A 13,666-nucleotide genomic window follows, 5' to 3' on the forward strand; every position below is an offset into this window, starting at 1 on the left:
TCAGCCCTATTCCAGACCGGTGCGGTCTTCATTAAAACGTCGTTATAGCGTTTGAGGCAAGCGGTTCCTTCCCAAAAGACAATGTCACGTTGGCATGAGGGCGGGCGGGCACAGTTAAGCACCTTCGAGCGGCTGAGCTGCTAGCGCCACGCAGGGGCAAGCCGGCGCCGCTCGACCAGCGCCGGGCGCACCAGAGACCAGATCAGCGCAGCGCCGATCAGATCGCCAAAACCCAACGCTACGAAGAACGGCGTATAGCCGATTGTCATGACCAGCGCTCCCATCACCAGCGTAAAGCCGAGGTTGCCGATTCCCGCGGTAAGCGCCGCAAAGCCGGTCACGGTTGCAACCTCATGGCGCGGAAACAGGTCGGCCGACATCGAGATTACGGTGACCGACAGCGTCTGGTGTGCAAAACCGCCGAGGCATAGCAGGAAGATCGCCATGTCCGGATCCTTCACATAGCCAACCCCGGCCATGGCCGTCATCAGCAATGCGCCCAAGGTAAAGACGACCCGCTTGCCGTTCACGAGCGACAGATTGAAGTGTTTGTTCAGGAAGAACGAAATCGAACCGCCCATCAGGCAGCCGATATCGGCTGCGACAAACGGCAGCCATGCGGTCAGCGCAATGGCCTTCAGATCGAAGCCGCGCGCCTGATGCAGATAGAGCGGCATCCAGAACACCAGCGTGCCCCACACCGGATCGGCAAAGAAGCGTGGCAGCGCAATGCCCCAGAAGTTGCGGCTGGCAAAAATCTCGCGCAGATTCGGCTTCGAGCCGTCTTCGGCAAGACCAAGCGGCTTGCCATCGACGATGTGCGCGGCCTCCTTCTCGCTTAACGCAGGATGCTCGCTCGGATGGCGATAGAACGCGATCCACAGAAGCGCCCACACGAAGCCGATACCGCCCGTAATCACAAAGGCAGTTTGCCAGTTGTACTGAAGAATTGACCATACGATCAGCGGCGGTGCGGCGATGGCGCCGATCGAGGTGCCGATATTGAAAACGCCCGCGGCAATCCCCCGCTCGCGCAACGGAAACCAGAAGGCCGCGAGACGCATGCCGGCCGGAATGAACGAGGCCTCGACCAAGCCGAGCATGCCGCGCAGCACGAACAGTCCGATCCAGCCGGTCGCGAGACCATGCGCCATGCAGATGCACGACCAGGCGATGCCGCACAACAGAAAGCCGAAACGCAAACCGATACGGTCCATCAGATAACCGGTGAGCGGACCGCCCAGCGGATACATGACGAGGAAGGCTCCGGTAATCCAGCCGTACTGACTGGTGGAGATGTGCAGGCTCTGCATGACCGTCGGCGCGGCGACGCTCAACGAGCTGCGCGCGAGGTAGTTCATGACCGTGCCTAACGACAGCAGCGCGATCATCCACCAGCGCAGCCCTCTGACCTTGATTCCCATGATCTTGTCTCTCTCCAGTCCGTCTGTTGTTTTATGCGTTCTGCACACCGACGTCGGTGCTGGCATCGAAGACATCGTATGTCTGTCAACGCGTCTGGATCAAGGAATAGATCACAGGTGTTTACCCGATAACCTCGCTTTAATAGGCTTTCATAACCCCTGCCATCAGATTTTTCACGGCAGGCCAATCCATGTTATACGACAACTGTTGTGACATTCATTCACCGGACCATCCACCAATTCGCTTTAAAAATCTCTTCATTTTCCTGCTCCGGTTGCGATAGGGCCCGCGCCTTATCCTGCCTCTCGACAGACAACCCGTTCACTCGATCACCCCTCTATCGAACTGCTAGGGATCATGAAACTGCGGACTTTCACCTTGCGATTGGTGCGGCTGGCCGTGTGCGTCGCTGCCGGCGCAACGCTATGCGGATGCGTATCGCTGCACGCCTCCCCCAACGGCCTCGGCGACTGCGTCGGACCGCCCGATTTCTGTACGCCGTTCTTCGGCTCATAAGAGCATTTCGATGGCCGAACAGACTGAAGCGCCGCCATGCATCACGCATGAAATGCACCGCTTTATCGGCCAATACATCAAAAATTTGACGCGGCCCCAGATTCGGACGTAGCATTTCTCCATGGCTAAGGGAAAGACCCAGCGCCGCCAATCTCTTGAGGGATTCTCATGAGCACGTTGTCCAAGCGCTTCGATGCGCTCATTTTCATTGGTCGTTTTCAACCCCTGCATCGCGGTCACGTCGAAGTTCTGCGGCGCGCATTGAGTCTCGCGAGCCAGGTCTGTGTTCTGATCGGTTCAACCGACCGGCCTCGCACCGTCAAAGACCCATTCTCGTTCGACGAACGCCGCCAGATGATTACCTCGGTGCTCGCCGAAGACGAACGCGAGCGCGTCGTCATCGCAGCAGTACAGGACTCCACGTATAACGACAACGACTGGGTGCGCTGGGTCCAGGACGCAGTCGCTGCCGAACTGGGCGACACGGCCGGCAAGAAGATCGGCCTGATCGGCCACGAGAAAGACAGTTCGTCGTATTACCTGCGCATGTTCCCGCAATGGGAACTCGTCGAGGTGGACGCAAGCGAAGACATTTCGGCCACCGAAATTCGCGACCAGTTCTTTGCCGAGCGCAGCAACAGCTTCGTTTCGTGGGCCGTCCCTGCGCCGGTATTCGATTGGCTCGAGCAGTTCCGCACGCGCCCCGAGTTCCTGCAATTGAAATCTGAAGCGGAGTTCATCGCGGGCTACAAGAAAGCGTGGGCAGCCGCCCCCTACCCGGTTACCTTCGTCACGGTCGACGCGCTGGTCGTGCATTCCGGCCATATCCTGCTGGTACGGCGCCGCAGCGAACCGGGGCGCGGCCTGTGGGCTTTGCCCGGCGGCTTCGTCAATCAGGACGAGCGGCTCGAAGCGGCCTGCGTCCGCGAGTTGCGCGAAGAAACCGGCCTCAAGCTGCCGGAGCCTGTCATGCGCGGTTCGCTGAAAGACCGCCAGGTGTTCGATCACCCGCAACGTTCGGCGCGCGGCCGCACCATCACGCATGCCTTTCTGTTCCATTTCCCGATAGGCGATCTGCCCCGCGTCAAAGGCAGCGACGACGCCGACAAGGCGCGCTGGGTGCCCTTGAACGTATTCGCGCAGATGCGCAGCGTGATGTTCGAAGACCATTTCGATATCGCTTATCACTTCCTAGGAAAACTTTGATTCGTTCCACCCGCCGGGATAGACCCGGCGGCATCTCAACGGCATAGAGGAGCTCTAGCCATGCAAACCACCCCGCGCAGTTTCGCCTCGATCCTTGCCAACCCGATCCTCAACACGGACTCGTACAAGGCCTCGCACTACCTGCAATATCCGCCACAAGCCTCGGCGATGTTCTCGTACATCGAATCGCGCGGCGGCCGCTATGAGCGCACGCTGTTCTTCGGACTGCAGATGCTGCTCAAGGAATACCTGTGCCGACCGGTCACCAACGCGATGATCGACGAAGCCAAAGCGTTCTTTGCCGCGCACGGCGAGCCGTTCAACGAAGCCGGCTGGCGCTATATCGTCGCGCAGTACGACGGCTATCTGCCAGTGCGGATTCGCGCGGTGGCCGAGGGTTCGGTGGTGCCGGCGCACAATGTGCTCGTCACGGTGGAGTGTGAGGATCCCGAAGTATTCTGGCACCACGGTGTTCGAGGCGGGCAAGCTGCGCGTCGACGATAGCTTCGCGGCGATCCGGATCCGGGCTCACGCGGACGAAGTTTGAGTGACGGGAAGCGGGGGCGGCAAGCAGCGGGGGCGCCGCCCGCCGCGCCCTGGAATCCGCCTTTCAGACCATCGTAAGTTGACCGGCCGCCGGTCATCCGTCGCCGGAGGCTTCGATGGCTGCGACGCGCGCGACCCTGAATGGCAGGCTACCACGTGTACCTTAGCCCAACGTCCCCCTGCACCCCTTGCCGTCGCCCGCCGGCGGTATCGCCGACCGCGAATTGATAGCCAGCCTGAAGGTACGCGCTAAACCGCTTGTCGATCCGCGTCGTCACACCGCCGGCGAACTCGAGCCGGGTTGCCTGCTCCAGCAGCGGTATCGGATCTGCACCGAACACGGTGGTAGCGCGTCCCCCCCAGTCGTGCCAGAGGTTGACCCGGCCGTATGGTTCCCACACCTGGTCGTTCTTGCCGTCAATCGACCAGCGTCCGCGCAGTCCAAGCCGTCCGGTCGTGCCCGAAGTGGAACCCAGATCTACTGATCCCAATCCATCGTTTGCTTCGCTGAAATTGACGTGCTGCCAGATCACCTGCATTTGCGGTTCGAGCACGAATCGCGGACCCAGCGGCAACGGAACCGGATAGCCGGCTTCAAGTGAGGAAATAAAGCCAAAACCGTTGATCGGCAGCCTCGCGGTTTCTGTCGTCGCATTGCCGTCATAGTGTGTGCCTTGCACGACCCCATCGACATACCACCCGCTCGGGCCGTAGTGCGTCCAGTAGAGACCACCTGAATAGGCATCGAGATCGACCTTGCCCGTCTGAATCGAAACATACGAGTCGCTCGCCAGGTCGGTTACGAGGCCGTCGACGTTCAGCGTGCTGTTCGAATATGCGAAGTAGGCGCCAGCCGCGTCGCGTTGGCCGGGAATGAGACTGCCGCGCCAGATATCGAGGCCCGCCTGCACGCCAAGCAGTTGGCCACTCGCCCGCGGGTCGGCAAAAGCCTGATAACGGTTGTCGATCTGCTGGCCGAAGAAGCGGCCCCACGAGGACTGCGCCCAGCCGTCCGGACCCACACCAACGTTGGCAAACGTGTCGCCGATGCGCTCGTGCAGCGTGCCGAGCATCGTCAAGCCCATCTGCCTCGCAATCGGCTGAACGACGCCGTAGGTCGCCAGTTCCGGGCCGATGATCGGATAGGTGCCGGGCGGCAGTGGATCGGGGGGCGGATTCACATCGACCTCCGCTAAATCGGTGCCGCCGGACTCACCGGGCGGTATCGAAGGCCCGGTGGGTGGAATCCCCGAACCGCCCGGTGGGGGTGCCGGTGTAGCCGGTCCAGGTGGCGCGGTTACGTCGAACCCGGGCGGCGCAGGCTGGTAAGGTATTGCAGGCGGCACGAAGGGCACGACGAAGTCGGAACGCAGGAACCAGTCGTTCGGGCTGCCGCCGCTCACGGCGCCACGAAACAGTCCATAGTCGAATGCGCCGGCGCGCGCCTCGCCGCCCAGAGCGAACGCAGTCGTCGCGGTCGTGCCGCCGTTCACCACCTGCACGACCTGGATTCCGTTGCCCGTCGTATTCGCACCTTCTCCGGTCGTGTTACGGATCACCAGGTTCGTTGTACCGGACGCGGTGCCGCCATTGACGATCAACCGGTCCGATGGCGAGCCATCGCTGCCGAGATAGGTGTTGAGTTCGATCGTTCCCGCCGCGCCGGCGTAGTTGGCGGCGCTCAGCGTCCTGTAACTCGCGAGCAGTGTCGGATCGCCAGTTGGCGCGGCGAAGCGGATCGTGCTGTTACTGTTCACCAGGCTGGTCATGCTGGAATTGCCGGTCATCGTCCAGTCGGTGCCGTCATGCAGCGTGACAGCGGCCGTGCCGCCGGTAGCGGTCGTGATGGCGCCGCTCAGCAGGGAGCCCCCTGCGTCGAATGTCGTCGTCGCGGCTCCCTGCGTCGCGAGCAGCGACCCGCCGTTGTCGGTGACGGTTGAGCCGCTAAGCGCGAGATTCGCCACGGCGCCCTGAACGCTGAACGAGCCGGCGGTGGAACTGGCTGTCGTTCCATTCAACTCGAGCGTATTGGCGACGCCTGCAGCGCCATTGATCAGAAACGCGACGCTTCCGTTACCGTTCGCCTGCACCGAGCCGCCATTGATGACCAGCGTGCCGCCGTTCTGCACCGTCGTTGCCGCTGACTGCCCGGCGTTCGCGGTGATCACGGTGCCGGTTGCGCTGAGTGTCGTGCCGGCGCCCTGCGCGACGAGCGCACTGGAGCCGGACGATCCGTTCACCGTCACCGAGCCCCCGTTCAGCGTCACGTTGCTGGCACCGGCCGCATTGACGCCAACGATGTTCCCTCCTCCGGAAACACTGATTGCCGTATCGTCCGCGCTGAACGAACTGGCGCCATCGGCAAGTACCCCCGTCACGCCACCTCCCTGCGACGTGATGCTGATAGTGCTGTTGGCCATATCAACTACCGCGCCCGCACTACTGTGCACGCCGAGATCACCGCCGCCCGTCTGGCCCTGCAGCGTGATCCCGTCCGTAGTGATCCTGCTGCCTGCGCCGCTCGCCACCAATCCCTGGCTGCCGCCACCGGAATTCATATTGATCGTCGAGCCGTCATTCAGCGTGATCTGGCCGCCAGCCGTTGCAAGCGCCACGGTGATGCCGCTTGCGGGCAGACTGATCGCCAGCCCGCTGGCGACAATCTGACTCGCGCCATTGGCGAGCAGTCCGGTAATTCCACCGGACCCAATGTACAGCTCCGAAAGCCTTGACGGACCAGCGTTCGGATCGACGCCGAAGAGCACCGATCCGCCACCCTGTGCGGTCACGGCGACGCCATACGGAACAGCGATTGCGACGCCGTTTGCCTGGATCGCGCCACTGCCGGTGGCGGTGATGCGGGCGACGGAGGTTCCGGGGAGAATAGAGCATGCGGCGCCTCCGTTCGTGAACTCACCCCCACTCGACGGACAGCCAGCCGCCCAGGCTGTCGACGTGCCGGCGCTCGTCGCAAAGGCGACCAGGACGCCTTGCGCAAGCGAAATCCCTTTACGCCGCCTGTTGACGGCACGTTGCCGCGAAGACTTCTCTACCAGGACGCTGCAGGACGCCATGACGTTACCTCCAGAGCGTATTGCATTCTTCAGTTTTATCTATGGCAGACGTACATTCAACCTCTTTCTTCGTTTAATTAAGCGGCGTCGGCGATCAATGTCGGAAGGCAACGTCTCTCCGCACAATCGGCCCGGTGGGCAGCAAGGGCAAATAAGCTGGGCGCGAACCACCCGCCAATGCGTTGCGGCGCAAGCCACGGGAGTCACGTCTGCGCCCTTATTAAAGCCGTATACTTGCAGGCGTGATTCCCGAACCAGCCACGCATGATTCCCTCTCAGCCTGAAAACGCCGCGCAAGCGCACCAACTGGCACTGCAAGGCGCAACGCTGTTTCAAGCCGGACAAACCGCGCAGGCACGCGAGGTCTGCCTGCAGGCGCTCCACCTTGCACCGCACTCTAGCGAGGTGCTGCTGTTACTGGCGTTTATCGCCTTGCACGCCAACCAGCCGCACGAATCGATCGACTGGATCAACCGCGCCCTGGCCGAAAACGGCAATCTCGCCGACGCCTATTTCCTGCGCGGCGAAGCGCAGCAAAAGGCGAAACTGTATGAAGCAGCGACTGAGAGTTACGAGGCAGCGCTCAGGCTCAATCCGGAGCACGCGGATGCCTGGAACAACCGCGGCAACGCTTACCATGCGCTTGGCCGGCACGAGCGCGCGCTGGAAAGCTACGACAAGGCAATCGCACTGAATCCCGCCAAAGCCTCGTTTCACAACAACCGGGGACTCGCCTTAAAGGAACAAGGCAATGACCTGCGTGCGATCGCCTGCTTCGAGCAAGCCACCGCCCTCCAGAGCGATTACGGTCTCGCCCATTTCAACCTTGGGCTGTCGCTGTTTGCGCTCGGCCGGTATGAAGAGGCGGCGGCCCGCCATGCCGAAGCAATCCGGTTGATGCCCGGCCATGCAACCTCCCACTGGGGGCACGCCGACGCCTTGCGAGCGAGCGGACATTACGAGGCGTCGCTCGCAGCCTACAACACCGCCCTATCGCTTGAACCAAACCGGGCCGATATCTACAACAATCGCGGGTTGCTGCTGCACGTCTGGGGCAAGCATCACGACGCCCTTGCAGACTTCGAAGCCGCAACACGACTGAACCCCGGCCACGCCGACGCCCACTGCAACCGCGGCATGGCGCTGGAAGCGCTGGGACGCCATGCCCAGGCGCTCGGTCACTACGAGGCAGCCATGACCCACTCGCCCCGGCACGCCGCCGCGCACTTCAATCATGCGCTGTGTCATCTCACGCTCGGCCACTACCACGACGGATGGCGCGAATACGAATGGCGCTGGCAGACCGAGCAGCTCAAGTCGTCGCAACTGCATTGCAGCCCGCCGCTGTGGACCGGCAAAGAGTCGCTGCAAGGCCGACGGATTCTGCTGCACGCGGAACAGGGGCTTGGCGACAGCTTGCAGTTTTGCCGCTATCTGCCCATGGTGGCTAAGCTCGGCGACACGCTGATCGTCCAGGTGCAGGCACCGCTGGTTCCGTTGATCCGCACCATGAGCGGCGTGTCGCAGGTGATTGCAGCGGACGAAGCGCTGCCGGAGTTCGACTTTCATTGCCCGTTCATGAGCCTGCCGCTGGCGTTCGCCACGACCCTCGAAACCGTGCCGGGCGGGCGGCGCTACCTGGCGCCGTCCGAGGACAAATCCTTGTTCTGGCGGCAAAGGCTCGGCGCGTGGCATTTACCGCGAGTCGGCCTGGTGTGGGCCGGCGCACCGCACATGTCACGCGCGGTACAGCGTCCCGTCGACATACGCAGGTCGATTCATCTGCAAAAGTTTGCATCCCTCAGTACCGCAGAGGCTGAATTTTTCAGTTTGCAGAAAGGCGAACCCGCGGCGTCCCAGTTGCGTGAGCTTGAAGAGGCCGGCTGGGATGGCCCGCGTCTGACCGACTTCACCGCTGAATTAAACGACTTCGAGGACACCGCCGCCTTGATCGACCACCTGGACCTGGTCATCTCGGTCGATACCTCGGTCGTCCACCTGGCCGGCGCACTCGGCAAGCCGGTGTGGTTGCTCAACCGCTTCGACACATGCTGGCGCTGGATGACCGAACGCGATGACAGTCCGTGGTATCCGACGATGAAGATTTTTCGCCAGCCGGCGGCGGGCGATTGGGACAGCGTGATTGCAAGCGTGCAGGCCGAGTTGCAGCGTCTCGTTGCGCAAGGCTTCAGCCGCTAGTCTGAAGAAGCACCCTTCACGGCGTGCCGCACGCAGCAAACCCCATACCTCAATAAACATCCCGCACATAACGCTTGTCGCGCGCCAACCCGCTCACGTATTCCTGCGCCTTCTCGTCGCTCATGCCTCCGTGGCTAGCCACCACCGCTTTCAAGGCCGCATCGACGTCTTTCGCCATCCTGCTGGCGTCACCGCATACATAGAAGTGCGCTCCTGCGTCGAGCCACGCCCACAATTGCGCGCCGTGTTCAAGCATGCGGTCCTGCACGTAGATCTTCTCGGCCTGATCGCGCGAGAAGGCCAGATCGAGCCGGGTCAGCAAGCCCTTGGCGCGCATCGTCTCCAGTTCGTCGCCGTAGTAGAAGTCCGTCGCCGCATGCTGCTCGCCGAAGAACAGCCAGTTGCGTCCCGCGTCGCCGCGTGAAAGCCGTTCATGCAGAAAGCCGCGAAACGGCGCGACGCCCGTGCCCGGCCCGACCATGATCATCGGCGTGTCGCCGTTGCGCGGCGGCCGGAAATGCGCAGACTTTTGCACGTACACCGGCACGCTCGCCTCCCCGGCGCGATCCGCGAGGAAGGTCGAGGAAACGCCCTTGCGATGACGCCGGCCGTTGTTGTAGCGCACCGCCGACACCGTCAGATGCACTTCGCCCGGATGCGCCTTGGGGCTGGAGGCAATCGAATACAGACGCGGCTGCAGGCGCTTGAGCATGCCGAGCAACTCCGGCGCGGTAAGCGTCACGGGGAACTCGTGCAGCACGTCCGCCAACTGCTGTCCCCACAACCACTGCTTCAGATCTGCCTTGCGCTCGTCGGCCAGCAACGCCCCGAGGGCGCCGTCACGGCTGCGTGAGGCGATGAAGGCAAGCGCTTCGGCACTCGGGCGGGCAATTTCGAAGTGCCTCGCCAAGGCATCGGCAAGCCGCATCTCGCCGATGCCGCTGACGCTCACCGCCGTATCTGCCGCGAGTCCGCTCAAGCCGATCAGCTCGTCGACCAGTTCCGGGCAGTTGCTCGGCCACACGCCGAGCGCATCGCCTACCTCGTACTCGAGCCCGGAGTCCGCGGTCGAGAGCGAGAAATAACGCGTGTCCTTCGCAGCACCCTGCTTGTTGAGCCGCAGGTTCTTCACGAGCCGCGACGCAGCAGGATGCGCCTTGCTGGGCACGACGCCCGGCAGGACCGCGGGGATCATGCCGTCCGGCGCAACCTCATGGAGTGCCGCATCTTCTTCCTTGATACGGGCGACGACGCGCTCGAGCCAGGCATCGGCGGTGGCTTGAAACTCGGTATCGCAATCGACTCGCGGCAGCAGGCGCAACGCGCCCTGCTCGGCCATGCGTCGGTCCAGATTGCTGCCATGCCCGCAGAACTGGTCGTAGTTGCGGTCGCCGAACGCCAGCACCGCGTAGCGCACGCCGTCGAGGCGCGGCGCACCGTCGGCCTTCAGCGCACTCCAGAAACGCTCGCCGTTGTCGGGCGCGTCGCCGTCGCCGAAAGTGCTCGACATCAGTAACACATACTGAGCCTTCGCCAGCGCCGTCACGTCGTAATCCGCCATGCAGCAGGTGCGAATCTCGAAGCCGGACTCCATCAGTTGCGTCGCATAGTCCTCGGTCAGCGACTCGATGTTGCCGGTCTGCGACGCCCACAGCAGCAGCACTTTCGGCCGGGCGCGCGCAATCCGTACCGCGCCCGCAGTGCCGGCCGCCTCGCGCGGTCCTGCCGCGTCGACGCCCGGTGCGACGCTCGCCCCATCGGCCCGGCTATAGAGCCCGGCCAGCACGCCATTGAACCAGAGCCTGGTGGCGGGCGGCAGTGGCGCGCCGGCGGGCAGTACCGGCACGCCGTCCAGTTGCGCGGCGGCGCTCGAACGCAGGCCGTTGATGAAGCCGGACACGTAGGCCCGCTGGGCGTCGTCGAGCGACGGTGCGGGCATCTCGGGTACGCCGAGCAGCGTGACGAGGGCATCGATGCGAGACATGTCCCTTTCCTTGAGCGGGCCGGCGCCGGCCGCAAGCAGTGGCGCCGTGTTGTCGGAACCGGACGTCATGGCCTCGGCGTCGTCCGGTGCGGTCTCGGATTCGGACTCGACCCGGCTCAACGCCACGGCGCAGAACTTCAGTTCCGGTTGTTGCGAGATCGGATCCACCGCATCGTTGGTCACGGCATTGATGCAGAGATCCTCGCCGAACACATCGTTCCAGTGCATCGGCGCAAAACATGAACCGGCGCGCACGCGATCGGTCACGACCGCGGGCAGAACCGCACGGCCGCGCCGCGAGCGCACTTCGACGCGGTCCCTGGCCTCGATGCCGAGCGCGGCCGCATCCTCCGGGTGAATCTCCACGAACGGCTTGGGGTTGAGCTTGTTCAGCATCGCCACCTTGCCGGTTTTCGTCATGGTGTGCCATTGATGCTGCAAGCGGCCGGTATTGAGCACGATCGGAAATTCCGGCACCGGCATTTCCGCCGGCTCGACATGGGGCCGCGCGAAAAACACGGCCTTGCCGCTTGCGGTCGGAAACGCCAGCGCCGGCCGGCTTCCATCGGGCAGTTCCTTGAGCGTCTGACTGACGCCGTCGTTCACATAGCGCAGCGGATTGCGCTCGTGCGGCGCATCGGGCGCACAAGGCCATTGCAACGGCGTCTCGCGCAAGCGCGCGTGACTGGCGCCGCGCAGGTCGTAGCCCGTCTTCGAGTTCGACGCGCGCGTGATCTCCGCGAAGACTTCGTCTGCCGAGGCATAGCTGAACGCCTCGGCAAAGCCCATGGCGCACGCCACCCGCGCGATGATCTGCCAGTCCGGCAAAGCGTCGCCGGGCGGCTCGATGGCCTTTTGCATGAGCGTCAGGTTGCGCTCCGAGTTGATCATCACGCCTTCCGCCTCGGCCCACAGCGCACCGGGCAGGAGCACGTCGGCGTAGCGATTGGTCTCGGTGTCGAGAAACGCGTCCTGGGCGATCACCAGTTCCGCGGCCTGCAGCGCGGCGATCACGTTCTGCCGGTTGGCGACGCTCGCCACCGGATTGGTGCAGATGATCCAGCAGGCCTTGATGTCGCCCGCCGCCATGCGCGAGAACATATCGATGGTCCCGTTGCCTACTTCCGCTTGCAAGGTGCCAGGCGCGATGCGCCACAAGTCTTCGACGAAGGCGCGGTCTTCCTCCACCAGCACCGAGCGCTGGCCCGGCAAACCCGGCCCCATGTAGCCCATCTCGCGGCCGCCCATCGCGTTCGGCTGGCCGGTCAGCGAAAACGGTCCGCTGCCGGGGCGGCAGATCTTGCCTGTCGCCAGGTGCAGGTTGCAGATTGCGTTGGTATTCCACGTGCCGTGCGTGCTCTGGTTCAGGCCCATGGTCCAGCAACTCATCCATTCCGGCGCCTCGCCGATCCATTGCGCGGCCATGCGGATATCCGCCTCGGCAATGCCCGTGAGCGCGGCTACCTTGTGCGGCGCATAGTCTTCGAGGAAGGCCGGCATCTCGTCCCAGCCCTCGGTGGCGGCCGCGATGAAGGCGGGGTCCGTGTGGCCGTTACGGTGCAACAGATGCAGCAGGCCGTTGAGCAGCGCGAGGTCGGTGCCCGGCTTGATCTGCATGTACAGACTCGCCTTGTCCGCGGTCGTGGTGCGGCGCGGATCGACCACGATCAGCTTCGCGCCGGCTTTGACCCGGTCCATCATGCGCAGATACAGGATCGGATGGCAGTCGGCCATATTGGCGCCGATCACAAAGAACAGATCGGCCTTGTCGAAGTCCTGATACGAGCCCGGCGGACCATCGGCGCCCAGCGACAGCTTATAGCCGCTGCCGGCACTCGCCATGCACAGCCGCGAATTCGATTCGATCTGGTTGGTGCCGACGAAGCCCTTGGCGAGCTTGTTGGCGAGGTACTGCGCCTCGATCGACATCTGCCCCGACACATAGAAGGCCAGCGCATTGGGACCATGCGTGTCGAGCAGCGCGCGCAGACGGCGGCCGGTGTCGGCGATCGCCTGATCGACCGGCACGGGCACCGGGTCGCTATGGCGGTCGCGCCGCTCGAAGGCCGATTCGAGCCGGCCCGACTTGCGCAGAGCGACATGAGCCGAGGAGCCCTTGGTGCACAGGCGGCCGAAGTTTGTCGGGTGTTCGCGGTCGCCGGCAATCTTGACGACCTGGCCGCCCTCCACTTGCAGCACCATGCCGCAGCCGACGCCGCAGTAGGGGCACACCGTCTTGACGCTGGCGCTGCTCATCATGTGATCGACCTTCTCATGCCTTGCGATGTCTTCTCAAGCGTTGCCGGGCGCTCTCGGGCACGCTCATACCGCGACCCATACCTGGCCGTCCTTGACCTGCGCGGCGAACGCGCTGACCGAATGCTCGGGCGCTTCGAGGCACTCGCCGGTGCGCAGATCGAAATGCTGCTTGTAGATCGGCGAGGCCACCACGATGCGCTCGCCAAGACTGCCGATCAGCCCGCGCGAAAGCACGGCGGCCTGCGAGTTGGGATCGTAGTTATCGATGGCGTACACGCCACCCTCGCCGCGCCCCACCTTGAACACGGCCACCTGCTTGCCCTCGACGAGAGCGCAGACGCCGGTATTCGGCACGATGTCGTCGAGCGCACAGACCGGCACCCATTGATGCAGATCGGGTTGTTCGTTCACGCTGGATGACTCGCGTTCGATGATGGCTTGCTCACTTTGCATATCG

6 protein-coding genes and 1 pseudogene are annotated in these 13,666 nt (G+C 63.5%); 3 read left to right on the forward strand and 4 right to left on the reverse strand.

What is annotated here, in order from left to right; translation table 11 throughout:
* Positions 1-140 precede the first annotated feature (140 nt).
* Positions 141-1,424: an MFS transporter gene (locus tag AC1ECK_RS33820; RefSeq protein ID WP_480327182.1), complete on the reverse strand. Its 1,284-nt coding sequence runs from the start codon at positions 1,422-1,424 to the stop codon at positions 141-143.
* 685 nt (positions 1,425-2,109) lie between these two features.
* Here AC1ECK_RS33820 and AC1ECK_RS33825 point away from each other — a divergent pair.
* Positions 2,110-3,147 carry a bifunctional nicotinamide-nucleotide adenylyltransferase/Nudix hydroxylase gene (locus tag AC1ECK_RS33825; RefSeq protein ID WP_480327184.1) on the forward strand — a complete coding sequence of 346 codons (1,038 nt, stop codon included), beginning with the start codon at positions 2,110-2,112 and terminating at the stop codon, positions 3,145-3,147.
* A 60-nt stretch (positions 3,148-3,207) separates the two neighbouring features.
* Positions 3,208-3,609, forward strand: a pseudogene (locus AC1ECK_RS33830) (nicotinamide phosphoribosyltransferase domain-containing protein); the annotation flags it as partial.
* Between the two features lie 233 nt (positions 3,610-3,842).
* Here AC1ECK_RS33830 and AC1ECK_RS33835 read toward each other — a convergent pair.
* Positions 3,843-6,767 (reverse strand): autotransporter family protein, encoded by a 2,925-nt coding sequence (locus AC1ECK_RS33835; protein WP_480327186.1) that lies wholly within the window; start codon positions 6,765-6,767, stop codon positions 3,843-3,845.
* Positions 6,768-7,031: 264 nt separating this feature from the next.
* On the opposite strand from AC1ECK_RS33835, the gene AC1ECK_RS33840 reads away from it, so the two are divergent.
* Positions 7,032-8,966 carry a tetratricopeptide repeat protein gene (locus AC1ECK_RS33840; RefSeq protein ID WP_480327188.1) on the forward strand — a complete coding sequence of 645 codons (1,935 nt, stop codon included), beginning with the start codon at positions 7,032-7,034 and terminating at the stop codon, positions 8,964-8,966.
* A gap of 49 nt (positions 8,967-9,015) precedes the next feature.
* Here AC1ECK_RS33840 and AC1ECK_RS33845 read toward each other — a convergent pair whose 3' ends face one another.
* Positions 9,016-13,206 (reverse strand): bifunctional nitrate reductase/sulfite reductase flavoprotein subunit alpha, encoded by a 4,191-nt coding sequence (locus AC1ECK_RS33845; RefSeq protein ID WP_480327222.1) that lies wholly within the window; start codon positions 13,204-13,206, stop codon positions 9,016-9,018.
* Positions 13,207-13,272: 66 nt separating this feature from the next.
* Complete coding sequence (gene nirD, locus AC1ECK_RS33850; RefSeq protein WP_480327190.1) at positions 13,273-13,662, reverse strand: nitrite reductase small subunit NirD; 390 nt, start codon at positions 13,660-13,662, stop codon at positions 13,273-13,275.
* Positions 13,663-13,666 lie beyond the last annotated feature (4 nt).

This window comes from Paraburkholderia sp. SSBN10T (assembly GCF_056619545.1).

Excerpts from the sequence above, each read along its gene's own strand:
- AC1ECK_RS33845 (WP_480327222.1), bottom strand. The coding sequence starts at position 13,206 with ATGAGCAGCGCCAGCGTCAAGACGGTGTGCCCCTACTGCGGCGTCGGC.
- AC1ECK_RS33840 (WP_480327188.1), top strand. The coding sequence starts at position 7,032 with ATGATTCCCTCTCAGCCTGAAAACGCCGCGCAAGCGCACCAACTGGCA.
- AC1ECK_RS33820 (WP_480327182.1), bottom strand. The coding sequence starts at position 1,424 with ATGGGAATCAAGGTCAGAGGGCTGCGCTGGTGGATGATCGCGCTGCTG.
- nirD (WP_480327190.1), bottom strand. The coding sequence starts at position 13,662 with ATGCAAAGTGAGCAAGCCATCATCGAACGCGAGTCATCCAGCGTGAAC.
- AC1ECK_RS33835 (WP_480327186.1), bottom strand. The coding sequence starts at position 6,767 with ATGGCGTCCTGCAGCGTCCTGGTAGAGAAGTCTTCGCGGCAACGTGCC.
- AC1ECK_RS33825 (WP_480327184.1), top strand. The coding sequence starts at position 2,110 with ATGAGCACGTTGTCCAAGCGCTTCGATGCGCTCATTTTCATTGGTCGT.